We start from the raw sequence: 23694 nt of genomic DNA on the forward strand, positions 1-23694 counted from the left end.
CCCCTGGGTCCGGGGCGGGGGGCTCGCCGCCCCCGACTGGTTGCTGCCCCCCGGGGGGTGGCGCGGGCCCCCGGTGGGCGGCTGGGGGGGGGGCCCCCCCCGGGGCCGGGGCGGCGGACAGGGACGGTCCGCCGCCCCGGGCGCTTCACCTCGAGGAGAGAACGGGAGATCGGGAAGGCCATGGGACTGAAGGCACAGATCAGGACCCGGGACGGCTGGGCACTCGAAACGTACGGAATGCGGAGGACGGCGGAACGGCCCTGGGGGCCTGACCGCTCGGAGGTCAGGCCGGTCCGCGGGCCTCAGGCCGCCCCCGTCCGACCCGGTGCCGGCACCGGCTTTCTCATCGGCCCCGGGCCTTCTCGTCAGCCGCGGCCTTGTCGTCTGTCCCGGCCTTCTCGTCTGTCTCGGCATCGGCATCGGAATCCGCCTCCGCGTGGCGAGCGGTCATCGTCTCGATCCCGGCGATCATCAGATCGAGAGCGATCTCGAAGTCCCGTTCGAGCATTTCCTCGGCGGTGTCCGTGCCCCTGGCAGCCATGATCTCCTCCGCGTGGTCGAGGACCTGCTCGAAGCCCGCCACCTCGCGGGTCGCGCCCATGGCCTCGGCGTAGTAGTCCCCCAGGGTCATCCCCGCGTCCGCACAGCGCTTCTTGAGATGCCCCTCGACCGTGCCGAGGCCGTACACGAACTGGAAGACCGCGCCCAGGGCCGCCGCCTGCCACTTCAGCGGCAGCCCCGTGCTGCGCACGATGCGCTGTGCGAACCCCACGAACTTCAGTGAGTGCGGACCGATGTTGAGATAGGTGCCGATGAGCGGGGACAGCCAGGGATGGGCGATCAGCAGGCTGCGGTATCCGCCCGCCAGTTGACGCAGTTCGTCGCGCCAGTCCGCGCCGCCGCCCTCATCCCCCGCACCCCCTGCATCCTCTGAATCCCCAGCGTCTGCCGCCTCCGGCAGGTCCAGCTCCCCGAACACGGCGTCGAGGGCGAGCTCCAGGAGGTCGTCCTTGGTGTCGACGTACCAGTAGAGCGACATGGCCGTGACACCCAGCTCTCCGGCGAGCCGGCGCATGGAGAACTTCGCAAGCCCCTCGGCGTCGAGCAGCCGCACCGACACTTCGGTGATCCTGTCCCGGTCGAGGCCGGAGGGCTGGTCGGTCTTGCGGCTCTTGGGGGCTTTGCCCCCGAGCCACACACTCATCCGGGCCGGGCGCTTCGGGCGGTCGGCGTCCGACACCATGGCGTTCACTCCAACCTGCCTGCTCTGCTCGATACGGTCCCGATGCTATGCCGCGGACATGGGTTCGTCCCCGGCCGGCCGAGCGGCGGGCCCTGTCCTTTCGGCCCTGCGCAGCAGCACCGCCGCCACCACGCCACCCGCCAGCACGGCCACCGCACCCACCAGCTGGCTGGTCTGGAGACTGGTGGCGAAGGCATCGGCGATACGTGCCCGCTCCGCCGGTCCCCTCGCCGCGGCGAGCGCCGCGGGCAGCGAGGCCGCCGACACGGCGACGAGGGAGGCGAACCGCGAGTTCAGTACGGCGCCGAGCACCGCGACGCCGAGGCCGTTGCCGAACTCGGCCAGGGTGCCGTTGACGCCCGCACCCACACCGGCCTTCTCGACCGGGATCGCGCTCATGATCGCGGCGGCCATCGCGGGCTGCGAGAGCGCGAGACCGGCACCCATCAGGACCAGTCCGAGCAGCATGCCGCCGTAGCTGCCGCCCGTACCCCCGCCGAGCACCGCGACGGCCGCGAGACCGCCCGACACCAGCGTCATCCCGGCCAGCACCGTCAGCGGGGTGCCCAGCTTCACCATGACCCGGGGGCCCAGACCGGTGAGGTTGAGCAGCACGACGGTGAGGGCGAACGGGGCCATGCGCAGGCCGGCCTCCAGGGGCTCGTAGCCCAGCACGAACTGCAGGTGCTGGGTGAGCAGGAAGATCGAGCCGCCCATGCCGAAGACCACGAGCAGCGCACCCGCCACCGCGCCCGTGAACCGCTGGTCGCGGAAGAAGTGCATGTCCAGCATCGGATGCGGGATGCGCAGCTCCCACAGCGCGAACGCGCCGAGCACCACCAGACCGAGCACGGCCGCGACCAGCACTCGTGCGGAGGTCCAGCCGTCCACCGGACCGCTGATGACCGCGTACACGACCGACGACATACCGACCGTCGAGAGCAGCGCGCCGAGCAGGTCGGGCCGGTCGCCCTGCGGGTTCTTCGACTCGGGTACGAGCTTGACGACCGCGATCAGCCCGATCAGCGCCACCGGGAGGTTGATCAGGAAGACCATGCCCCACCAGTAGTGGTCGAGGATGATGCCGCCGATCAGCGGGCCGGCGGCGAAGCCGAGTGCGCCGACGGTGGCCCAGAGCGCGATGGCCTTGACCCGCTCCTGCTCGTCGAAGACCTGGGTGACGACGGCGAGGGTGGTGGTCATCAGCAGCGCGCCGCCGATACCCATGCCCGCCCGTGCGGCGATCAGCTGCCCCGAGTCCTGGGCGAGTCCGGCCGCCAGCGAGCCCAGCCCGAAGAGCACGAGCCCGGCGGTGAGCATCTTCTTGCGGCCGTAGCGGTCGGCCGAGCTGCCCGCGGTGAGCAGCAGCCCCGACTGGACCAGGGAGTAGGCGTTGATCATCCACTGGATGTCGGCCGTGGACGCGTCGAGTTCGGTGGTGAGCGAGGGGATCGCGACGCTGAGGACGGTGTTGTCGAGCAGCACGGTGAGCTGGGCGAGGCAGATGACACCGAGGATCAGCCAGCGCTGCGGATGGCGTGGGCCGGTGGTGGTGGTCGGGGGTGTGGCCGAGTGGTTCCCGGGTTCGGCGGCCGTCGCCGTCATTGCATGCTCCTATACGGTGTACGGGAATTGATCCCGTACACCGTATAGGCATCTCCCATACGCCGTATAGCGCTATTTTCCTGTGGTCAGGTCATAGAGGGTGGTGTCACCCACCGTGACCTGGGAGAAGTTCTCCTGGACCCAGGTGGAGATCTCGCTGCTGCCGCTTCCGCTCCGGCTCCCCGCTCCCGTGCCGCCCGCGATGAAGTAGTGGATCTTCCCGGCCGCGACGTACTGCTTGAACTGCGCGAGGGTCGGTGACGGGTCGGTGCCGTTGAAGCCACCGATCGGCATGACCGACTCCTCGGCTGCGAGCTGGTAGCTGGCCGCGTTCTGGGCGCCGACGGTGGCGGCGACCCACGTGTACGCGGAGGCGTTCTCCTTCAGCTTGGCGGTGGTGGCGGCGTCCACCTGGGCGCCGTTGAGGAGACCGCCCATGCCCCCGCGGCCTCCGCCGCCTTGACCCCCTTGGCCCTGCCCGCCCTGGGCTTGACCACCCTGACCGCCTTGTCCCATGCCGGGCATCCGGCCCTGGCCGCCCTGGCCCTGACCACCTGTCGGGGGCTGCCCCATACCGCCACCGGGCATACCGCCCTGGCCCTGGCCCGGCATCACGCCCTGCCCCTGGGCGCCTTGACCGACCTGCCCCTGGCCGCCCTGCATGCCCGGCGGCATCGTTCCGCCGCCATCGGGCCCACCGGCACCGCCCGTCTGCCCGCCAGGCCCCCGGCCGCCCCCACCGCCGGGCCCGCGCTGCGCGGACGCCGGGCCTGCCGTCACGATCGAGCCCTGGTGCCCCGAGTCCAGAGTGGAGAGGGTGTACGCAGACGGCCCGGCGAGCGCGGTCGCCAGGGCGAGCCCCGCCGCTCCCAGCGTGAGCCGGCGCCCGGCCGTCCCGGCGAACAGCAGCCCGGCCGCCGCGGCGAGCCCGCCGATCAGCACCAGCACGCCCAGCCAGGGAGCGAAGTCGGGCGTCCGGTCCAGCAGGACATACGCCCACACCGCGGTGACCACCGTCGTACCCGCCAGCGTGGCCCGTGCCTCGAAACGGCTTCGCTCCTCCCACAGCATCGTCGCCCCCATGGCGACGAGTGCGGCGATGTACGGAGCGAGCGCGACCGTGTAGTAATCGTGGTAGATCCCCGCCATCAGGCTGAAGACCACCACGGTCGTCAGCAGGCAGCCGCCCCAGAGCAGGAACGCGGCCGGCGCGGTGTCCGTCCGGTGCTCACGGCCGCGCCAGGTGAGCACGAGCCCGGCGACCAGCAGGATCAGCGCGGCGGGCAGCAGCCAGGAGATCTGGCCGCCGCTTCCGTCACCGAACATCCGCCCGATGCCGGTCTCGCCCCACATGCCGCCACCACCGCCACCGCGCATACCGCCGCCGACGCTCCCGGGCTCGTCACCGCTGATCCGGCCGAGGCCGTTGTAGCTGAAGGTGAGCTCCAGGAAGCTGTTGGTCTGGGAGCCGCCGATGTACGGGCGCGAGGACGCCGGCCACAGCTCGACGATGGCGACCCACCAGCCGCCCGACACGATCAGCGCCCCGCCCGCGAGGGCGAGCTGGGCCAGCCGCCGGCGCAGCGTCGTGGGTGCGCACACCCCGTACACCAGCGTGAGCGCCGGGAGGATGAGGAAAGCCTGAAGGGACTTGGTGAGAAAGGCGAAGCCCACCGCGACACCCGCCCAGAGCAGCCACTTCGTCCGGGCGTCCTCAAGGGCGCGCAGGACGCAGTAGACCGCCGCCGTCATCAGCAGGGCGAGCAGCGCGTCGGGGTTGTTGAAGCGGAACATCAGCGCGGCGACCGGGGTGAGGGCCAGCACGGCCCCCGCGATCAGTGCGGCCGGGGCGCTGAACCGCCTGCGCACGGCGGCGTACAGGACTCCGACCGTCGCCACGCCCATGAGCACCTCGGGCACCAGGATCTGCCAGGACCCCAGCCCGAACAGCCGTACGGACAGGGCCATCGGCCAGAGCGCGGCCGGAGGCTTGTCGACGGTGATGGAGTTACCGGCGTCGGACGACCCGAAGAAGAACGCCTTCCAGCTCTCGCTGCCCGCCTGGGCGGCCGCGGAGTAGAAGGAGTTGGCGTAGCCGGAGGCACTGAGGTCGTACAGGTAGAGCACGGCGGTGAACAGCAGCAGCCCGAGCAGCGCGGGCCGCACCCAGGGGGCGTCATCGGCTCGGCCACGCCAGACGCGGCCGAGGCCGCCCGCGGCGGCACCGGACGTCGAGGGCTCCGGAGCCGGGGACTGGGCCGTGGCTGGGGGCGGGGACGGGGCCCCGGGCCCGCCGGACGCCGTCGTGGCAGTGGCGGACGGCCGCCGGAAGGCCCAGCCCGGAGGCAGTGGCGCGTCGATACCGGGCGTGTTCTGCTCGGGCGGACTGTCGTTGCCCTGTGCGGTGGTCATCCGTGGTTCCTCGTGCTCGTCGTGGGGCCGCCGTACTCGCCGTACCGGCCGTACCCGTTGTTCTGGTCGTCCCGGCCGTATTCGCTGTACTCGCCGTGGTGGCCGTACGAACGCATGGCCGGTACGGGCTCGGGCTCCCGTTCATGTGCGGACCCGACCGCGGGCGCGCCCTCGCCGTGGTCCGGGAACACCCACGCCCTCAGCAGCACGAACCGCACCACCGTCGCCGCGAGGTTGGCGATGACCAGGACCGCCAGCTCCGTACCATGGGCGGCCTCGCCCGCGACCGCGTCGAGGAGGGCGAGCGAGCCGCTCGTCAGGGCGAGGCCGATACCGAAGACCACGAGTCCCTGGGCCTGGTGCCGCAGCGCGCGGTCCCTGCCGCGCACTCCGAAGGTGAGCCTGCGGTTGGCCGCCGTGTTGGCGACGGCGGAGACCAGCAGGGCGGCGGCGTTCGCAAGTTGCGGCCCGAGGCCCAGCCGGAAGAGGGAGTACAGCAGCAGATAGAGCAACGTCGACAGTGCCCCGACCGCACAGAAGCCGACGAGCTGCCGGGCGAGCCCGCGCGGCACTCCGCTGAGCGCCCGGTCCCTCGGGTCGTCGCCGAACGGCCGCGCGAGCCGGTCGAGCGGCAGCGCACCGGACGCAAGCGCCCGGCCCACCCGCCAGACACCCTTGAGGTCCTCGACCGCCGTGCTGACGATGTGCACCGTGGAGTCGGGGTCGTCGACCCAGTCCACCGGCACCTCGTGGATCCGCAGCCCCGCCCGCTCGGCGAGCACGAGCAGCTCGGTGTCGAAGAACCAGCCGGTGTCCTCGACCAACGGCAGCAGCCGCTCGGCCACATCGCGCCTGATGGCCTTGAATCCGCACTGGGCGTCGGAGAAGTGCGCCTGGAGCGATCCGCGCAGGATCAGGTTGTAGGTCCGGGAGATGAACTCCCGCTTCGGCCCCCGCACCACCCGCGACGACCGCGCCAGCCGCGAGCCGATCGCCAGGTCCGAGTGGCCCGAGATCAGCGGTGCGACCAGCGGCAGCAGGGCGTTCAGGTCGGTGGACAGATCCACGTCCATGTACGCGAGCACGGGAGCGTCGGACGCGCCCCAGACGGTCCGCAGGGCCCGTCCGCGCCCCTTCTGCTCCAGCCGGAACGCCCGCACTTCGGGAATCGCCGCGTCGAGCGCCGCCGAGATCTCGGCGGTCCGGTCGGTGCTCGCGTTGTCGGCGACGGTGATCCTGAACCCGTACGGGAACGTGCGCGCCAGATGGTCGTGAAGCCGCCGCACACAGGGCTCCAGGTCCTTCTCTTCGTTGTAGACGGGAATCACCACGTCCAGTACGGGAGTTCCTGCTGCCCCGACGGGCAGATGCTCACGTGCCGGCAGGGTGCCCAGTGCAATGTCGGTTCGCATAGCCCCGACTCTCGCCAGGGCGCCTGTCATGGCTGTGTGGTGCGCCTGTGTGACATCTGTGAGTCGTGCGCGGGGCCGCCCAGGACACGCCGCGGTGGCTACTGCGGCAGCCTGACGGTGAACACCGTGCGCCCCGGCACGCTCTCCACGGTGACCGTGCCGCGGTGCGCGGCCACGACGGCCTGCACGATCGCGAGGCCCAGCCCGGTGGAGCTCACCCCGCCCGCCGCCCGCGACCGGGACGCGTCGCCGCGTGCGAAGCGCTCGAAGACGTGAGGGAGCAGCTCGGCCGGGATGCCCGGCCCGTCGTCCCGGACCTCCAGGGCGACCTCCCGGCCTCCGTCGAGGGGCCGCACGCACGCGGTGACCGTGGTCCCCGGTGGGGTGTGGGTGCGCGCGTTTGCCAGCAGGTTGACCAGTACCTGGTGCAGCCTCGCACCGTCGCCGGACACCTTCACGGGCTCTTCGGGCAGAGCGAGATGCCAGTTGTGGTCCCGGCCCGCGGCCCGGGCGTCGCTCACCGCGTCCACGACGAGCATGGTGAGATCGGTTTCCTCGTACGAGAGCGGGCGTCCGGCGTCCAGCCGGGCCAGCAGCAGCAGATCCTCCACCAGACCGGTCATCCGCTCGGCCTCGGACTCGATCCGCCCGAGCGCGTGCCGGGTGTCGGGTCCGGTCTCCTCGCGGCTTCGGCGCGGGAGTTCGGCGTATCCGCGGATCGAGGCCAGCGGGGTGCGCAGCTCATGGCTGGCGTCCGCGACGAACTGGCGTACCCGCGTCTCGCTCACCTGGCGGGAGTGGAGGGCGGAGTGGACATGGTCGAGCATGCGGTTGAGCGCGGCGCCGACCTGCCCGACCTCGGTACGCGGATCGGCCTCGGCGTCAGGTACCCGCTCGTGCAATGCCACCTCCCCCTTGTGCAGGGGGATTTCGGAGACGCGTGTGGCGGTGGTGGCGACCCGGCGCAGCGGCCTGAGCGCGATCCCGACCAGGGAGCTGCCCGCCAGCGCGGCGGCGATCAGACCGGCCGCGGTCACACAGACCTCGACGACGATGAGGGTGCCGACGGTGCTCTGCGCCTCGGCGAGCGGGACGCCGACCAGGAAGGTGCCGCTCGACCCTTCCGTGTACTCCACGAGGTAGTCGCCGAGGCCCGGCAGCTCCACGGAGTGCGAGTCGCGGTCGCGGGGCACCTCCGCCAGCGCGGAGAGCTCGGCGTCCGTCAGCGCGCGGCCCGAGAGCTCCGGCCTGCCGCCGGTCTCCTTCTGGAGCGAGGCCACGCCCTGGGTCACCTTGCCGCCGGCGTCCACCTGTGCGCCGACGGTACCGATCGGGGCTCCGCCGCTTTTCACGAACGTGAGCGGGTCCCGGGGCGGCGGCAGCATGACGCGCGCGCCGGGCGGGGGTCCCGCGGCGCGCAGCGCGAGGTCATGCACCTGGCTGCCCTTCTGGCCGTACAGATGGCTGCGCAGCGCGACCGTGGTGACGGTGCCGATCACCGCGGTCGCGACCGCGATCAGCGCGAGCGCGGACACGACCAGGCGGGTCCGCAGGGACCACCGTCCCGGCCTGCGCATGCGGATCATGCGGTGCTTGCTCCTCATTCCCCTGGCTTGATCAGATAGCCCGCGCCGCGCCGGGTGTGGATCATCGGCGTCCGGCCGGCGTCGATCTTGCGCCGGAGGTAGGAGATGTAGAGCTCGACCACGTTGGCCTGGCCTCCGAAGTCGTACGACCACACCCGGTCGAGGATCTGCGCCTTGCTGAGCACCCGCCGCGGATTGCGCATGAGATAGCGCAGCAGCTCGAACTCGGTCGCGGTGAGATGGATGTTCGCGCCGCCCCTGGTGACCTCGTGGCTGTCCTCGTCCAGGACCAGATCGCCGACCACGAGCATCGACTCGCTGCGCTCAGTGGCGGCCCCGGAGCGCCGGATCAGCCCGCGCAGCCGCGCCACGACCTCCTCCAGGCTGAAGGGCTTGGTGACATAGTCGTCACCGCCCGCGGTCAGACCCGCGATCCGGTCCTCCACGGCGTCCTTCGCCGTGAGGAACAGCACGGGCACATCAGGCAGCTCCCGGCGCAGCCTGCCGAGCACGGAGAGCCCGTCCATGTCCGGGAGCATCATGTCCAGGACCACGGCGTCGGGCCGGAAGGAGCGCGCCGTGCTCATCGCACTCGCGCCGTCGCCGGCGCTGCACACCTCCCACCCTTCGTAGCGCAGGGCCATGGAGAGCAACTCGGTGAGCGAGGTCTCGTCGTCCACGACGAGCACCCGGACGGGGCCACCGTCCGGCCTGCGCATTTCGGTACGCCCGTGAGGGGAGGTCGTCGTCATGGTCCCACCCTGGGCCCGCGCCGTGAGAGCTACCTTTCCGCTTCCTGTGAATTCCCTGAGAACGTGGCGGCGTAGTCACGGCGCGGGGCCGGCCGCGAACAGCGGGGACACCACCGGGACTCGGGACATCACAGGAACAGATGCGCGCCGTTCCGGTAGCAGACCGCTCGCAGCCAGTCATCACCGAGGTCCAGCCGCCCCGCCAGCCGCTCCAGCGACTCCAGCTGGTGCACGTACGGATACGGGATGTTGGGGAAGTCCGTGCCGAACAGCACCCGGTCCCCGAGATCCGCGAGCCGCCCGCCCTCACTCGGGGGAAACGGGCTGAAGCGTTCACTGAAGTCCGTGAACGCCATCGTCGTGTCCAGGCGCACCTCTTCGTAGCGCCCGGCCAGCTCCAGGAAGTCGGTGTACTCCGGCATGCCCATGTGCGCCACGACCAGCGGCAGCCTCGGATGGCGCGCGAGGAGCCGCCCGATCGGCTCGGGCCCGGTGTACTTGCCGGGCGCCGGGCCCGATCCGCAGTGCATCACCACCGGGGTCCGGGCCTCCGCGAGCAGCCCCCACACGGGATCGAGCAGCGGGTCGTTGGGGTCGTACGCCCCCACCTGCAGATGGGACTTGAAGACGCGTGCCCCGCTCTCCACGGCCTCGCGGACATAGCGTTCCACGCCCGGCTCGGGGTAGAGGGTCGCCGTGTGCAGACAGCCGGGGGTGCGGGCGGCGAACCCGGCCGCCCAGCCGTTGAGCCACTCGGCCATGCCAGGCTTGTGCGGATAGAGCATCGAGGTGAAGGCCCGCACCCCGAACCCCTCCAGCAGGGCGACCCGGCGGTCCTCCTCCTCGCGGTAGGTGATGGGCCACTCGAGACCGGTCAGCGGACCCGCGGAGTCGAAGTACGCCCACACCTTGTCCAGTACCTGCTTGGGCATGAAGTGGGTGTGCACGTCCACGAGCCCGGGCAGCCCGAGCCGCTCCCAGAAGGCCCTTACGGCCGCGGCCTCTTCGAGGTCCCCCAGGTGATCACTCATGCCGACCACCTTCCAGCGGGTGCCGGCCCGGTGTCCAGGCCCCCTGATGAACCTCCGGTGGAGGGCGTCAGAAGAGCCCGTCCTGCACCCCGCGCGGCAGCTCCTCCAGCGGGACGGTGACGGCATCGCGCGGATCCGCCGCCACCAGCTCCCAGCCGGACATCACCCGGGTGTCGACGACGAACGTACGGCCGTCGGTGCCGGCCAGGTGCAGATCAGGTCCAGCGGCAGCCACCAGCCGCCCCGCGACCGTCCCGCCCGCCACCAGCTCCCGTGCGACGGCCGAGGCCGCCGGAATTCCCTCGAGCCCGAACACACCCATGTGGTCAACGGGCTGGAACGGCAGGCGCTCCAGCGCCCCGGGCAGCCCCTCCAGGACGACGGCCCGCGCATGGAGCGCCTCGAGCTCCGCCGCTCGCTCCCCTGCCGTGGGCGCCAGCAGGGCACGCACCGCCCGCTTGTGCGCGTACGGGATCCGATCCGGCACCCCGAGCGCCGCCCGCAGCAGTTCCTCCGTACGTCGCGCGGCCATCAGCGGTCCCCGCCCCAGCCAGCCGAACACCACGGCCCCCTGCTCGAGCAGCCGCGCCGTGCCCCGCTCCTCCGCGGTGATCCCCACCTTCACCAGGCCGGGCCCGAACCAGGCCAGATACACGCGATACGGCCGCGGGTCGTCGGCGACGGTGTCGGCAGCCACCGAGTGCGCCCGGTCAAGCCGCGCGCACTCGGGACACAGCCCTCCCGTGCTGCGCCCCGGCACCACGGCCCCGAGCGGACAGACGTTCCCCCGGGCTCCCAGGCATCCCCGCGCCCCGACGGCCTGGAAGCCGAACCACCTGCCGTACGCGAGCCTGCTGCTCCGCCGCTCCCCGCCCCGGCCCCACCGCAGAACGGGCACGGCCTCCCGACCCCACCCCATCCCGCGGAACCGCCACCGGCCTGTGTCACCACCCATGAAGCCCACGCTACGGGCAGTTGGCGTCGCTTCCCGCGGCCGTGTTTAGGTGTACACGACAGTGTGATCAAGTGCGTCGGCGCACCGGTCAAACCACTGGTCGAACAACCACAATCGAAAATCAAGGAGCACCAGATGCATCGGGGGACACGCAACGCCACCATGGGCGCCTTGCTCACGCTGGCGATGACGGCCTGCGGGGGCGCCAGCGACGCGGGGACCGACGCCGCGCCCGTGACGTTCACCGCCACCCAGGTAAGCCAGGCACTGCCCAGCAAGCTCGCGGCTCCGGACGGGTGGAAGGCCCGCCAGCCGGAGGTCGTCGAAGGCAGCCGGGCCCTTGAGCAGTGCAGGGACCAGGGAGAGCTGACGTGCTCCGGGGTGGCCGCGGTGGGCACGACACGGTACAGCGCGGTCAGCGCGTCGGAGTCGGCGGACAGCGCCAGCGTGCGCTTCGCCCTGATCGCCTACGACACCGTCGACAACGCCAAGGTGGGCATGAAGGAGGTGCTCGCCGACGAGAAGGACGGCGAGGGCAGCCCCAAGGCACTGACCCTCGACGCAGGTGCCGACGAGACCGAGGCGTTCACCACGGAGGACTCCCACAAGGCCATTCTGCGCATCGGCACCGTCGTGGCCTACGTCGGTGTGCGTGACGGTGAGCAGAGCGACCTGGAGAAGTTCGCCAAGCTCCAGATCGACCGCGCCAAGATCGCCGCGTCGGGCAAGAACCCGGACGCCTGACGCCCGGCCCCGCCCCTCGTCGACACCCACGCGTGTCGGGATGCCCGCTCACCGCCCCGCACCGCCCCGGCTCCTACGCTGACGGCGTGGGTCACATCGAGAAACGGGCCGAAGGGGCGGGGCCGTTCACCACCAGGCTGACCTGGCGCCCGGCCGAGGGCGGCCTCGCGGTGTGGGAGTCCCGTGCGGCACGCAAACGCGGCACGCTGACGGTCAAGGCCGCCGCGGACGCGGAGGAGGCACCGCAGCCCGCCGACGCGGTGGCCGTCGGCAGGCTCAGGATCCTCAACACCGCGGCGTCGGTGACCTTCACGATCGGCGGAGCGCTCTTCGCCCTCGGCGCGGCGATCGCCCTCGCCGGCGGCACCGCGAGGACGAGCGCTCTGGTCTACTTCGCGGGCGGTCTGTTCTTCAACGCGGGCGGCTACGCCTCCCTGCTCCAGACGATCAACGCCCCCACCCTGGGCCCGACCGCGGACACGCTGGAAACACACGGCTGGCGCTGGTGGAGCTACGAGCCCATGCGGATCGACTGGCTCAGCACCTTCGTCCTGTTCGCCGGGACCCTGGTGTTCGGCCTCAACCTGCTGGACTCGTTCCTCCACGGACTCTCCGCCCAGCAGACCAACCGGCTGATCTGGGCCCCCGACATGGTGGGCTGCCTGCTCTTCCTCATCTCCGGACACCTCGCCCTGGAAGAGGTGTGCCACGGCCACCCCGGCCTCCGGCCGCAGGAACTCGGCTGGTGGATCGTGGCGGTCAACCAGGCGGGCTCCGTGCTCTTCATGATCTCCGCCCTGGCCGACTTCACCCTCCCCAGCACCGGCAGCCTGGTGAACGCGGGCATCGCCAACTGGGGAACCCTCACCGGCGCACTGTGCTTCTCCATCGGCGGTGTGCTCCAGCTCTTCGAGCACCCGCAGCCGGCGGACCCGCAGGCCGCATCCACCGGATCGACCGCCGGCAGCACACGCACCTAACGCCTCTGGGCTCTGTACCTCTTGAGAAGCGCGGTGATCTTCTCCTGGTCACCTGCGCCGTTCAGCTCCACCAGCAGATCGTCAGGGCACAGTTCATAGTGGTCGCCCCACCAGCGCCGGCCCCTGTTGTCCCAGATGCGATAGCCACCCGGGACGCCTCTCGCCACGTACCGTCTTCTGCTCATGCCGCACTCCCCCTGGGTCGACGCAGTGCTCCGCACCCGCCGCAACAGCCCGATGGACCCCCGATCTTCGAGACCCGGCCGGGCCTCGGGCCGGGGCCGCGCGGCGTACGGCATGGGGCGAGCTGTCCGGCGCGATGGGGTGTACCGGCTGACGACGATCAGTGCGGTTGCTGCACTTCGCTGCTGTACGGCACGACAAAGCCCCCTCCGGGATGATCCCGAGGGGGCTTTGACCTGTGTGCACTCGGCAGGATTCGAACCTGCAACCTTCTGATCCGTAGTCAGATGCTCTATCCGTTAAGCTACGAGTGCTTGGCTTCCCGGGCTTTTCTGCCCGGTCTGCGTTGCGGGAACAACATTACATGACCTGCGCCGCCAGACGAAATCCATTAGGTGCACACCATCTGACCTGCATAAATGGCCGGACGAGCGCCTCCGCGCCCCCATCGCTCGCGACCCGGATCCCCAGCTCGGAGCACCCCCGGAGACACGCACCCGGAACGACCGAAGCCCCGGCCGTCGGGCCGGGGCTTCGGTGTTGGTGCGGAGGCGGAGGGATTTGAACCCTCGATGGGCTTTAAGACCCAAACCGCATTAGCAGTGCGGCGCCATAGACCGGACTAGGCGACGCCTCCAGCACACCCGCGCGAGCGCGGGTGGTGCGTGCAAGATGATGACACAGCCGGGCGGCTCGTCACCAATCGCTCCCCACGGTACTAGGCGCTCGGGCCCCGGAGCAAAGAACATTCCCCGCGCGTGCCGGTGGGCGCACCGGTCGGGCGCGGTGCGGGTGCGGCACACGGGTGCCGTGCAGGTGAGACGCCCACTCGGGTCAGTCCGGATTGCGCAACGCACGGGCGCGCGGAGCGTTAGAGATGCCGGGGCGGTCGGCCGCCCCTCACACGTGACCATCCAGGAGCATCCATGCTGCGCCGTCTCGCCCTGACCGCCACGGCATCCGTGGCCACTCTCCTCGCCGTCGTTCCCGGTGCGTCCGCGTCCGCGGACCCGTCCGCACCCGCGCCCGCACCCCCGTCCTCGGAACAGGCACTCCCGCTCCCGCTGCTCGAGCCGGGCGAGTCGTCCGACCGGCTCACCGTGATCACCTCGCGGACCGGCAACCCGAGGGCCGACGGCACCTACGAGCTGACCTGCGGCCCGGTCGGCGGCTCGCATCCCGCGGCGGAGGCGGCCTGTGACCGGCTGGAGCGACTCGGCGAGGGCGGGAAGGACCCCTTCGCGCCGATGGGCGAGGACCGGATGTGCCCCCAGCAGTACGGCGGCCCGGCCACCGCCCACATCAAGGGGACGTGGCGGGGCAAGCCGGTCGACACCACCTTCACCCGTCGCAACGGCTGCGAGATCGGGCGGTGGCGGACGATGGAGCCGGTCCTGCCGACCGCCAGGTCGTAGCGGCCGGGCCGGGCCGGGTCAGGGCGCCGGGGAGGCGCCCGGCCGGCGCGGCGGGCCCCCGTGCGCCGTCCGTTCCCGTCCGCACACAGAACCTCAGTGAGAGCTCCCCCTCATCCACCGCCGTATGACCACCCCCTGCCTTTAGACTCACTCCAGTGACAGGCCGCGGCCCGAGAGGGAAGATGGGGCCGGCCGTCCGCAAGATGCAGTAGGTCAGGGAGGAAGCGTCGTCGTGAGCAGCAGGCCATCCCGAGGCGCTGCTCGCCTCGCAGCCATACTCGACGCCCTTCCGGACGGGCTCGTACTCGTCAACTGCAACGGCACGGTGGTCAACGCGAACACCATCGCCTTGGAGATGTTCGAGACACCGGGTACGGCACTGGTGGGGCGAGGGCTGCTCGATCTCCTTCCGTCCTTCGACTCCACTCTGATCCCCGGCTCGATGCGGCGGCCCGAATCCGCCGACGAGCGGGGCAGGACCAAGCCGACCCGGATGATCGCGCGGCGCACGGACGGCGGCGAGTTCCCCGTCGAGGTGACCAGCGCCAGCCTGGAAGACGGCCGACAGGCATACGCGGCGGTCAACGGCGGCGGCCTCGCCGGCGGCGTGGGCGGTGCGGGTAGCTACACCGGCGACGAGCTGCTCATGCTCGTCGTCCGCGATCTCTCCGGCACCCTCGACACCGAGGCCGAACTGGCCCGCTCCCAGCGCCAGACCGAGATGATCCTGCGGGCCGCGGCCGAAGGCGTCGTCGGCACGGACACCGAAGGCCGCGTGGTCCTGGTGAACCCGGCCGCCGCGCAGATCCTCGGCTTCCGCGCCAGCGACCTCGGCGGCAGGGAGCTGCACCCGCTGATCCTGCACTCGCGGCCGGACGGCGAGCCGTTCCCGTACGAGGACTCGCCGCTCGCCGACACTCTCAAGTCGGGTCGCAAGCACCGGGTGCGCGGGCAGGTGCTGTACGCCAAGAGCGGCGAGCAGGTCCCCGTCGATCTGACGACGGCCCCGGTGCGGGACGGGGAGCAGCTGGTCGGCGCGGTGATGACGTTCACCGACCGGCGGCCGTACGAGGAGCTGCTCGCGCAGCACACCGCGGAGGCCGCCGAGCGGGAGGAGCGGCACACCACAGAGGTCACGGCGCTGACCGAGAAGCACACGGCCGAGCTGGACGCGCTGACCGAGAAGCACACGGCCGAGCTCGCGGACCGGACCGAGCGGTACGCGGCGGAGGCCGAGGAGCTCGCCGAGCGGGAGGCCGCGGCGAGCGCCCGGCTGAGCCAGCTCACCGCGGTGCTCGGCGAGTCGCTGCGCGCACCGCTGGAGGAGCTGCGCGGTGAGCTCGGCAAGCTGGCCGCGGACCCGGCCGGACAGCTCTGGCCCGAGGCCAACCAGATACTGCACCACCTGGCGGCGGGCTATGCCCGGATGACCACGCTGGTGGACAACGTGCTGGGATTCCAGCGTCTGGATTCGGGCGCTGAACCGCTCCAGCGGACCAAGGCGCTGCTCGACGGGGTGGTCGCGGCCGGCGTCGAAGGCGCCGTGGAGCTGATCGGCCCGGGGCGGGCGCAGTTCGCCGTGCACGCCCCGCGGATCGAGGCCGAGGTGGACGCCACCCGGCTGGCGACCGCCCTGGCCCACCTGATCGCCGACGTCGCCGGGGTCGACTCGACCGGTCGCACGCGGGTCGTGGCATCCGCGGGCGGTGGTTACGTCGACTCCACGATCGTGGTCGCGACGGCCCAGCGGGGCGATGTCGTACGGATCGAGGTACGCGGCCCGTACCCCGGGGGCGACCCGGTGCACGAGCCGATCGTCCGCGGAATCGTGACGGCCCACGGCGGTCTGCTCCAGACGCACGAGGTGCCGGGGATGAGCGGGAGTGCGTACGTACTCGAAATGCCGCTCGGCGAGGGCGCGGGGATCGTTCCCGAGGCCCCCGAGGCCCCCGAGGCCGCCGGGGCTCCGGCTGAGATCGCACCGGCCGAGACGGTGACGTCGGGCGGCGGCCGCCGGCGCGCACGCGCACGCCGGTCGAGCACGGACGCGTTCCTCGAAAGCCCCGTGGCAGCCGAGGGGCCCGATGCGCCCGAACCCTCGGTTGATCCTGGCGCCGCCGTCGCCGTGGTCACCGCCGGCACCGGGCGTCGTCGCGGACGTCCCAGCCCCGCCGAGGCCGCCGCGGAAGGCGATACCGGCCGACCGGCACTCGGCGCGACGGTCCCCCCCCAGGGCCTCGGCCCCGATGCCCTCGCCGCACCCCAGCCCACGGGCCGCAGGGCACGCCGGGCCGCGACCCAGGCGGCGTTGCCCGCGCTGCCGGCGGCGTCCTCAGGGCCGTCCGGTGAGGACTCCGGCACCGCGATCGGCGCGGAGGCGCTGGAGCCCACAGGTGCGGCGGCGCTGGAGCCCGCCGGCGCGGTGGCCCAGCCCGCAGGTCGGCGTGCGCGCCGGGCGCTGGGCGTGGCGCAGGCCGCCGGCGAATCCCGGAGTGCTTTCGCCCTGCCCCCCGCCGAGGCGGACCGGGTGGCGCACGCGCCCGCCCAGGACACGGACGAAGAAGGCCACCGGGGCCGCCACGAAGCCGTCGAGGGTGTGGACGCCGATCACACCCCGCCGCAGCCGCACCCCGTGAGCGCCGAGGCACCGGCAACGCCGCCGACGACGCCGACGCAGGGCGGGGCGAGTCCCGGCTCCCTGCCTCTGCCCGCTCCGATGCCTCCCGTGAAGACACCGCCTCAGCGAGCGGCTCAGCCGCTGCCCGCGGAGACCCCACTGCCCGCCGATGCCTCGCAGGGCAGGTCGTTCAGCGTGCGCACGCTGGGCCAGGGCGTGCCGTTCGCCCAGCAGGCGGCGCAGGCCCAGCCCCAGGGCCACTCGCTCGGCGCCAACCAGCCACTGACCCAGACCCAGGGCCACTCGCTCGGCGCCAACCAGCCACTGACCCAGACCCAGGGCCGCTCGCTCGGCGCCAACCAGCCGCTGGCCCAGACCCAGTCGCCCACTTCCGCGCGCCGCCGCAAGCTGGCCACCCGGCCCGACGACGAGACGCCGGAGACGGGTGCCCGCCCGCACCCCCAGCAGCGGCTCGGCACTGCCACTCCCCCCGAGGGCCGTGCCTACGCGATCGGCGCACCGGACGACGGCGCCGAGGGCCCCGAGCTGCTCGACGGCCCCGGCGGAGCCATCGAGGTCGCGAACCAGCCCGTGCCCCTCCCCGTGGACGACGAGCTGCCACCGGAGCCGCTGGACAATCCGCGCAGGCTGCTGGTCTGGCCCGCACCGGACGTCGCCACCCAGCAGGCACTGACGGACCGCGGCTACCGCCCGGTGATCGTGCACTCGCGCGAGGAGGTGGACGCGCAGATCGCCGCGTTCCCCGCGGCCCTCTTCGTCGACCCCCTGACCGGGCCGATCACCCGCACCGCCCTCCAGTCGCTGCGCCAGGCGGCGGTGGCGGCAGAAGTCCCGGTGCTCCTCGCGGCCGGTCTGGGCCAGGCGTCGCGCGAGGCGGCGTACGGTGCCGACCCCGCCGTGCTGCTCAAGGCCCTGGCCCCGCGCGACAGTGAGCAGCACCCGTCCCGTGTGCTGCTCATCGAGGAGAACGACGACATCGCGACCGCGCTGGCGGCAACCCTCGAACGCCGCGGCATGCAGGTGGCCCGCGCCCAGGGCGACACCGACGCCGTCACCCTGGCCCAGCAGATGCGCCCGAACCTGGTGGTGATGGACCTGATGCAGGTACGCCGCCGCCGCGCCGGGGTCATCGACTGGCTTCGCGCGAACGGCCAGTTGAACCGCACCCCGCTCGTGGTCTACACCTCGGCGGGACTCGACCGGGCCGAACTCCCGAAGCTGTCGTCGGGCGAGACGGTGCTGTTCCTCGCGGAGCGCTCGACGAGCACCGAGGTCCAGGGCCGGATCGTGGATCTGCTCGCGAAGATCGGCACGAACTGAGCGCCTCACACAGCTGAGCGTCGGCACGGACCGAGCCGCCTCACACAGGAGGCTCCGGCAGAGCCAGGCGACGTGGTGCGCTTCGTCCGCTCCGGACCTCCGAGCATGCCACCCCCGGGTGGCCGGACGGCAGAGAGCCCCGGCAGCACGCCAGGGGCTCTCCTTACGGGCGACAGGGGGTCAGTCGACCCGCGTGACGTCCAGCTCGCCTTCCGCGTACTGCCTGCGGATGACCTTCTTGTCGAACTTCCCGACGCTCGTCTTGGGCACCTCCGCGATGATCGCCCAGCGCTCGGGCAGCTGCCACTTCGCGATCCGCCCCGCGAGGAACTCCCGGAGCGACGTGTAGTCGGCCGTCGAGCCGGCCTTGAGCACGACGGTGGCCAGCGGGCGTTCGCCCCACTTCTCGTCCGGGACGGCGACGACCGCCGCCTCCGCGATCTCGGGGTGGGCCATCAGGGCGTTCTCGAGTTCGACGGAGGAGATCCATTCACCGCCGGACTTGATGACGTCCTTGGCCCGGTCGGTGAGGGTGAGGAAGCCCCGGGGGCAGATGACGCCGACGTCCCCGGTCCGCAGCCAGCCGTCCTGGCTGAACTTGTCCTCGGGCTTGTGCGGTTCACCCTGCGCACCGCCGTAGTACGCGCCCGCGATCCACGGCCCGCGCACCTCCAGCTCTCCCGCCGACTCGCCGTCCCAGGGCAGGAACCCGCCGCCGGGGCCGCGCAGCCGGGCCTCCACGCCGGCCGGGAAGCGGCCTTGCGTGAGCCGGTAGCCGAACTCCGCGTCCGTACCGACGGCGTCGGCGGGCGGTCGGGCGATCGTGCCGAGCGGGGAGGTCTCCGTCATGCCCCAGGCGTGGCAGACGCGCATACCCAGCTTGTCGAACGCCTCCATGAGCGACGGCGGGCAGGCGGAGCCGCCGATGGTGACCTGGCCGAGGCAGCTCACATCGCGGGGCTTGGCGGTGAGTTCGGCGAGGAGACCCTGCCAGATGGTGGGGACGGCGGCGGCATGGGTCGGCCGCTCGGACTCGATCATCTCGGCGAGCGGGCCGGGCTGGAGGAAGCGGTCCGGCATCAGCATGTTCACGCCCGACATCAGCACGGCGTGCGGCAGGCCCCAGGCGTTGACGTGGAACTGCGGCACCACCACCAGGCTGGTGTCGTCGTCCGTCAGGCCCATCGACTGGGCCATGTTGACCTGCATCGAGTGCAGATAGATGGAGCGGTGCGAGTAGACGACGCCCTTGGGATCACCGGTGGTGCCCGAGGTGTAGCACATGGCCGCGGCGGACCGCTCGTCCAGCTCGGGCCAGTCGTAGGAGACCGGCTTCCCGGCGATCAGCTCCTCGTACTCGTGCACCTGGGCGTTCGCCCCGTCCAGCAGCGCCCGGTCGCCGGGGCCCGACACCACGACGTGCTCGACCGTCGGAAGGTGCGGCAGCAGCGGGGCGAGCAGCGGCAGCAGGGAGCCGTTGACGATCACCACCCGGTCGGCCGCGTGGTTGACGATGAACACCAGCTGCTCGACGGGCAGCCGCAGATTGAGGGTGTGCAGGACGGCGCCCATGCAGGGCACGGCGAAGTACGCCTCGACATGCTCTGCGTTGTTCCACATCAGAGTGGCGACACGTTCATCCCCCTCGACCCCGAGGTCGTCCCGTAGGGCGTGCGCCAGCTGAGCGGCCCGCTCACCGAGTTCCCGGTAACTGCGCCGGTGCGGCTCGCTCTCCCCTGTCCACGTGGTGACCTGCGAGGTTCCGTGGATCGTCATCCCGTGCTTCAGGATGCGGGTCACGGTCAGTGGTACGTCCTGCATGGTGCTCAGCACGGCGTCCTCCCGGTGGGCGCACAGCTCTCGGCTCACGGCCGGGGGACATCGCCCCCGGACACCCTGGAGTAAGTAGGGGTGTGCAGATTCTGCGCACATACCGATCGGTATGTCACTACCTCCGGGTAGCCCTTTTCCTGCTGCGGCCACAGCCCGTACCAGCGAGCCGGGCCCACCACAGGTCAGCGCGGGTCGACGCGGGTCGACGCGGGTCGACGCGGGTCGACGCGGTCAACGCACCGGTACGAGCTCCGGGTCGTCGCGCAGCTTGCCGAGGGCACGGGAGACCGCGCTCTTGACCGTGCCGACGGAGACTCCGAGCACCTCCGCGGTCTGGGCCTCGCTGAGGTCCTCGTAGTACCGCAGGACGACCATCGCGCGCTGGCGGTCCGGGAGTCGCATGACCGCGCGCCACATCGCGTCGTTGAGGGCCTGGCGCTCGGCGGGGTCCGGCTCGGGGATGCTCGGAGGTTCGGGGAGCTCGTCGCAGGCGAATTCGTCGACCTTGCGCTTGCGCCACTGCGAGGTACGCGTGTTGAGTAGCGCGCGGCGGACGTAGCCGTCGAGTGCCCGGTGGTCCTCTATGCGGTCCCAGGCGACGAACGTCTTGGTGAGTGCGGTCTGGAGGAGGTCCTCGGCATCGCAGGGATTGGCCGTGAGAGAGCGGGCGGTTCGCAGCAGTACGGGTCCCCGCGCCCGTACGTACGACGAGAACGACGGATACGTCGCCGCCCTGGAAGCGGTCGCGCAGACTGGCGTGGTCATGGCTCCACGCTATGAGCGGGCTGTGCGCCAACGGATCGACCCAAGGTGCCGAAAGCGGGTCCCCCTCAAGTTGTAGGGGCGCCGTAAGCTCAACCTCCCCAAGGTGGAGGGCGTCAGCCCCACGGGTAGGGGGTCGACGAGCCCCCGCCTCCGCGCCAGCGGCCCGGATCACCCTCCGCGTCTGCGCTGAGCAGGCTGTTTCAGCCGTCAGACCCCAGTATGAGACCGGAGGTCGGCACCCCCGTCCCCGCTGTGACCAGGGCGGTCCCGGCACCTGCCACCTGGTTCACCGAGGTGCCCCGGATCTGGCGGGCCGCCTCCGCGATGCCGTTCATCCCATGCAGATACGCCTCCCCCAGCTGCCCTCCGTGCGTGTTCAGGGGCAGCGTGTCCGCAGCGACGAAGTCGGCCGCCTCGCCCGGCTTGCAGAAGCCGAACTCCTCCAACTGCATCAGGACAAAGGGGGTGAAGTGGTCATAGAGGATACCGACGTCGATGTCGCCGGGGCCGAGTCCGGCGGTCCTCCAGAGCTGACGGGCCACGACGCCCATCTCCGGCAGGCCGGTGAGTTCGTCCCGGTAGTAGCTGGTCATCTGCTCCTGCGCACGGCCCGCCCCCTGTGCCGCCGCGACGATGACGGCCGGTGGCCGCCGCAGATCCCTGGCCCGCTCCAGCGAGGTCACCACGATCGCTTGGCCGCCGTCCGTCTCCTGGCAGCAGTCGAGGAGACGCAGGGGCTCGACGATCCACCGGGACGCGGCGTGGTCCGAGAGTGTGATCGGTTTGCCGTGGAAGTACGCGGCGGGATTGCGGGCCGCGTGGCGGCGGCCGGCCACGGCGACATGGCCGAACGCCTCGGGCGTGAGCCCGTACGCGTACAGATAGCGCTGCGCGGTCATGGCCACCCACGAGGCGGGGGTGAGCAGCCCGAACGGGAGGTACCAGCCCAGCGCCGCGCCCTCCGCCGACGGCTCACGACGCTGCACACCGGAGCCGAATCTGCGGCCGGAGCGCTCGTTGAACGCCCGGTAGCAGACCACGACTTCGGCGACACCGGCGGCCACGGCGAGGGCTGCCTGCTGGACGGTGGCGCAGGCCGCGCCGCCGCCGTAGTGGACACGCGAGAAGAACGAGAGCTCACCGATGCCCGCCGCCTGGGCGACGGTGATCTCGGGGCTGGTGTCCATGGTGAAGGTGACCATGCCGTCGACGTCTGCGGGGGAGAGTCCGGCGTCGTCGAGTGCGGCCCGTACGGCCTCGACGGCGAGGGTGAGCTCACTGCGGCCGGAGTCCTTCGAGAACTCGGTGGCTCCGATGCCGGCCACCGCCGCGCGCCCGCCGAGGGAATCGACCCTGCGCACACTCACGATCCCACCTCCGTCGTGGATGCCGGCAACTGGACCGTGACCGTGCCCGTGACGTGGTGCCCGATGCCGTTCGCCCCGACGACCCGCACCCGCACGGTGCCCGACTCCGGGTCGGACTCGGCGACCGTGCCGGTCAACGTCATGGTGTCGCCAGGGTAGTTGGGGGCACCGAGCCGGATCTCCACCTTGCGGAGCACGGCCGTAGGCCCGAAGTGGTCGGTGATGTACCTGCCGACGAGCCCGTTGGTCGTCAGGATGTTCATGAAGATGTCCGGCGAGCCCTTCCCCCTGGCGAGCTCCGCGTCATGGTGCACATCCTGGTAGTCGCGGGACGCGATCGCTCCGGCGACGATCAGGGTGCGGGTGAGGGGGATCGTCAGCGGAGCCAGCTCGCTGCCCACGGGTGGGACGCTCATCGGACCTTCTCCTTCGCCAGCAACAGTCCAAGCTCCTGGAGGAGTTGTGCGCCGCAGCCCAGATACGCGTCCAGCTGGCGCCCCCACAGGAAGTGCCGGTGGACCGGATGATCGGTGTCCGCGCCGAGGCCGCCGTGCAGATGCTGGCCCGTGTGCACGACGCGCCTGCCCGCCTCGGACGCCCACCAGCCCGCGATCAGCGCCTGCTCTCCGCACGGCAGCCGCTCGTCCCACCTCCAGGCCGCCTCGTATGCGGTGACCCGGATCGCCTCGGTGTCCATGTACGCATCCGCGGCACGGAGTTGGACGGCCTGCTTCGTGGCGAGTGGGCGGCCGAACTGCTCCCGTACCGAGGTGTACTCGACGGCCCGGGCGAGAGAGCCCGCACAGACTCCCGCCTGGAGCCCGGCGAAGGCGACGCGGGCCACGGCGAGCACGTCCTCGTACGCCTCCGTACCCGGACCGCCGGCGCCGAGCCGCTCGCCCGGTGTGCCGTCCAGGGTGAGCCTGGCCGCCGCCCAGGGGGCCGTGGTCTCCACCGCGGTGATCTCCGCGTCCGCTGCCCGTACCAGCCACAGCGACCGCGCCGCGTCCGGGACGAGCACATGGGTGGCGTCCCTCAGCCAGGGCACCCAGGCCACCGTGCCGGTCAGCCGCCCGTCTCCCTCGGCCCGTACCGTTCCGCGCTCCGGGAAGGCGCCGGTGGCGACCGCGCTCCCGGCCCGCAGCGCAGGCAGCAGACGTGCGCGCTGCTCGGGCGTGCCGTGCCGTGACACCGCGAGCACCCCGTGGACACAGCTCGCCGCCAGTGGCACCTGCGCGGTCGTACGGCCCTGCTCCTCCAGCAGCAGTACGAGCCCTAGCAGCCCGATCTCGTCCACGGCGCCGGGCAGCCCGGCCGCGCACAGCGCCTTCCACAGCTCGGCGTCCGTGCCGGTCCCGGCCGCGGTCAGCCGTTCGTGCGTGGACAGGTCGGCGAAGATCCGGGCGGCCAGCTCACGGGCCGCCTCCTGCTCCTCGGTGGGCGTGAAGTCCAT

The 23694-nt window shown here is 71.8% G+C and carries 18 protein-coding genes and 2 tRNA genes; 4 read left to right on the top strand and 16 right to left on the bottom strand.

The features are described from left to right. Nucleotides 1-343 precede the first annotated feature (343 nt). From ABZ532_RS10315 to ABZ532_RS10350, 8 genes are all read right to left on the bottom strand, one after another. Complete coding sequence (locus ABZ532_RS10315; protein ID WP_361280892.1) at nt 344-1243, bottom strand: TetR/AcrR family transcriptional regulator; 900 nt, start codon at nt 1241-1243, stop codon at nt 344-346. Between the two features lie 45 nt (nt 1244-1288). Next, the gene (locus tag ABZ532_RS10320; RefSeq protein WP_361280893.1) at nt 1289-2848 is read right to left on the bottom strand and encodes an MFS transporter; all 1560 of its coding nucleotides are present in this window, start codon (nt 2846-2848) and stop codon (nt 1289-1291) included. A gap of 72 nt (nt 2849-2920) precedes the next feature. Next, complete coding sequence (locus ABZ532_RS10325; RefSeq protein WP_361280894.1) at nt 2921-5260, bottom strand: glycosyltransferase family 39 protein; 2340 nt, start codon at nt 5258-5260, stop codon at nt 2921-2923. Continuing rightward, entirely contained in the window at nt 5257-6672 is a 1416-nt protein-coding gene (locus ABZ532_RS10330; RefSeq protein ID WP_361280896.1) for a bifunctional glycosyltransferase family 2/GtrA family protein, read from the bottom strand. Before ABZ532_RS10330 ends, ABZ532_RS10325 begins: the two co-directional genes overlap by 4 nt. Before the next feature lie 98 nt (nt 6673-6770). Continuing rightward, nucleotides 6771-8249 (bottom strand): HAMP domain-containing sensor histidine kinase, encoded by a 1479-nt coding sequence (locus ABZ532_RS10335; protein WP_361281147.1) that lies wholly within the window; start codon nt 8247-8249, stop codon nt 6771-6773. Between the two features lie 23 nt (nt 8250-8272). Then, nucleotides 8273-9010 carry a response regulator transcription factor gene (locus tag ABZ532_RS10340; protein WP_361280897.1) on the bottom strand — a complete coding sequence of 246 codons (738 nt, stop codon included), beginning with the start codon at nt 9008-9010 and terminating at the stop codon, nt 8273-8275. Nucleotides 9011-9138: 128 nt separating this feature from the next. Beyond that, nucleotides 9139-10041, bottom strand: coding sequence for an amidohydrolase family protein (locus ABZ532_RS10345; protein ID WP_361280898.1), 903 nt, complete (start codon nt 10039-10041; stop codon nt 9139-9141). 67 nt (nt 10042-10108) lie between these two features. Next, the gene (locus ABZ532_RS10350; RefSeq protein WP_361281149.1) at nt 10109-10960 is read right to left on the bottom strand and encodes a DUF2797 domain-containing protein; all 852 of its coding nucleotides are present in this window, start codon (nt 10958-10960) and stop codon (nt 10109-10111) included. Between the two features lie 171 nt (nt 10961-11131). Between ABZ532_RS10350 and ABZ532_RS10355 the strand changes: the two genes are divergently transcribed. Both ABZ532_RS10355 and ABZ532_RS10360 read left to right on the top strand, forming a co-directional pair. Then, complete coding sequence (locus ABZ532_RS10355) at nt 11132-11740, top strand: hypothetical protein (RefSeq protein ID WP_361280900.1); 609 nt, start codon at nt 11132-11134, stop codon at nt 11738-11740. 86 nt (nt 11741-11826) lie between these two features. After that, nucleotides 11827-12720 carry a hypothetical protein gene (locus ABZ532_RS10360; protein ID WP_361280901.1) on the top strand — a complete coding sequence of 298 codons (894 nt, stop codon included), beginning with the start codon at nt 11827-11829 and terminating at the stop codon, nt 12718-12720. Here the strand turns inward: ABZ532_RS10360 and ABZ532_RS10365 are convergent. From ABZ532_RS10365 to ABZ532_RS10375, 3 genes are all read right to left on the bottom strand, one after another. Beyond that, entirely contained in the window at nt 12717-12905 is a 189-nt protein-coding gene (locus ABZ532_RS10365; RefSeq protein WP_361280902.1) for a hypothetical protein, read from the bottom strand. The two genes, ABZ532_RS10360 and ABZ532_RS10365, sit on opposite strands and share 4 nt — an antisense overlap. Nucleotides 12906-13144: 239 nt before the next feature. Then, a tRNA-Arg gene (locus ABZ532_RS10370) sits at nt 13145-13217 on the bottom strand. A 232-nt stretch (nt 13218-13449) separates the two neighbouring features. Then, nucleotides 13450-13540: transfer RNA gene (locus ABZ532_RS10375), tRNA-Ser, on the bottom strand. Between the two features lie 289 nt (nt 13541-13829). On the opposite strand from ABZ532_RS10375, the gene ABZ532_RS10380 reads away from it, so the two are divergent. After that, entirely contained in the window at nt 13830-14318 is a 489-nt protein-coding gene (locus ABZ532_RS10380) for an SSI family serine proteinase inhibitor (RefSeq protein ID WP_361280903.1), read from the top strand. Between the two features lie 232 nt (nt 14319-14550). Beyond that, nucleotides 14551-18276: a PAS domain-containing protein gene (locus tag ABZ532_RS10385; RefSeq protein ID WP_361280904.1), complete on the top strand. Its 3726-nt coding sequence runs from the start codon at nt 14551-14553 to the stop codon at nt 18274-18276. 180 nt (nt 18277-18456) lie between these two features. Here ABZ532_RS10385 and ABZ532_RS10390 read toward each other — a convergent pair whose 3' ends face one another. The 5 genes from ABZ532_RS10390 to ABZ532_RS10410 all read right to left on the bottom strand — a co-directional run bounded on the left by ABZ532_RS10390 (nt 18457) and on the right by ABZ532_RS10410 (nt 23694). After that, on the bottom strand, nt 18457-20109 hold the full coding sequence (locus tag ABZ532_RS10390; RefSeq protein WP_361281151.1) for a long-chain fatty acid--CoA ligase: 1653 nt from the start codon (nt 20107-20109) through the stop codon (nt 18457-18459). 231 nt (nt 20110-20340) lie between these two features. Further along, nucleotides 20341-20874 (bottom strand): SigE family RNA polymerase sigma factor, encoded by a 534-nt coding sequence (locus ABZ532_RS10395; protein ID WP_361280905.1) that lies wholly within the window; start codon nt 20872-20874, stop codon nt 20341-20343. Between the two features lie 200 nt (nt 20875-21074). After that, nucleotides 21075-22241: a lipid-transfer protein gene (locus ABZ532_RS10400; RefSeq protein ID WP_361280906.1), complete on the bottom strand. Its 1167-nt coding sequence runs from the start codon at nt 22239-22241 to the stop codon at nt 21075-21077. Then, nucleotides 22238-22657 carry a MaoC family dehydratase gene (locus ABZ532_RS10405; protein WP_361280908.1) on the bottom strand — a complete coding sequence of 140 codons (420 nt, stop codon included), beginning with the start codon at nt 22655-22657 and terminating at the stop codon, nt 22238-22240. The genes ABZ532_RS10400 and ABZ532_RS10405 overlap by 4 nt, the downstream gene beginning before the upstream one ends. Then, entirely contained in the window at nt 22654-23694 is a 1041-nt protein-coding gene (locus tag ABZ532_RS10410) for an acyl-CoA dehydrogenase family protein (RefSeq protein ID WP_361280909.1), read from the bottom strand. Before ABZ532_RS10410 ends, ABZ532_RS10405 begins: the two co-directional genes overlap by 4 nt.

Origin of the sequence: Streptomyces sp. NPDC019396 (assembly GCF_040632375.1) — a bacterium.
In the GTDB taxonomy this organism is placed as follows: Bacteria; Actinomycetota; Actinomycetes; order Streptomycetales; family Streptomycetaceae; genus Streptomyces.

Excerpts from the sequence above, each read along its gene's own strand:
- ABZ532_RS10335 (WP_361281147.1), bottom strand. The coding sequence starts at position 8,249 with ATGCGCAGGCCGGGACGGTGGTCCCTGCGGACCCGCCTGGTCGTGTCC.
- ABZ532_RS10355 (WP_361280900.1), top strand. The coding sequence starts at position 11,132 with ATGCATCGGGGGACACGCAACGCCACCATGGGCGCCTTGCTCACGCTG.
- ABZ532_RS10405 (WP_361280908.1), bottom strand. The coding sequence starts at position 22,657 with ATGAGCGTCCCACCCGTGGGCAGCGAGCTGGCTCCGCTGACGATCCCC.
- ABZ532_RS10345 (WP_361280898.1), bottom strand. The coding sequence starts at position 10,041 with ATGAGTGATCACCTGGGGGACCTCGAAGAGGCCGCGGCCGTAAGGGCC.
- ABZ532_RS10320 (WP_361280893.1), bottom strand. The coding sequence starts at position 2,848 with ATGACGGCGACGGCCGCCGAACCCGGGAACCACTCGGCCACACCCCCG.
- ABZ532_RS10410 (WP_361280909.1), bottom strand. The coding sequence starts at position 23,694 with ATGGACTTCACGCCCACCGAGGAGCAGGAGGCGGCCCGTGAGCTGGCC.
- ABZ532_RS10330 (WP_361280896.1), bottom strand. The coding sequence starts at position 6,672 with ATGCGAACCGACATTGCACTGGGCACCCTGCCGGCACGTGAGCATCTG.
- ABZ532_RS10365 (WP_361280902.1), bottom strand. The coding sequence starts at position 12,905 with ATGAGCAGAAGACGGTACGTGGCGAGAGGCGTCCCGGGTGGCTATCGC.
- ABZ532_RS10350 (WP_361281149.1), bottom strand. The coding sequence starts at position 10,960 with ATGGGGTGGGGTCGGGAGGCCGTGCCCGTTCTGCGGTGGGGCCGGGGC.
- ABZ532_RS10395 (WP_361280905.1), bottom strand. The coding sequence starts at position 20,874 with ATGACCACGCCAGTCTGCGCGACCGCTTCCAGGGCGGCGACGTATCCG.
- ABZ532_RS10315 (WP_361280892.1), bottom strand. The coding sequence starts at position 1,243 with ATGGTGTCGGACGCCGACCGCCCGAAGCGCCCGGCCCGGATGAGTGTG.
- ABZ532_RS10340 (WP_361280897.1), bottom strand. The coding sequence starts at position 9,010 with ATGACGACGACCTCCCCTCACGGGCGTACCGAAATGCGCAGGCCGGAC.
- ABZ532_RS10325 (WP_361280894.1), bottom strand. The coding sequence starts at position 5,260 with ATGACCACCGCACAGGGCAACGACAGTCCGCCCGAGCAGAACACGCCC.
- ABZ532_RS10380 (WP_361280903.1), top strand. The coding sequence starts at position 13,830 with ATGCTGCGCCGTCTCGCCCTGACCGCCACGGCATCCGTGGCCACTCTC.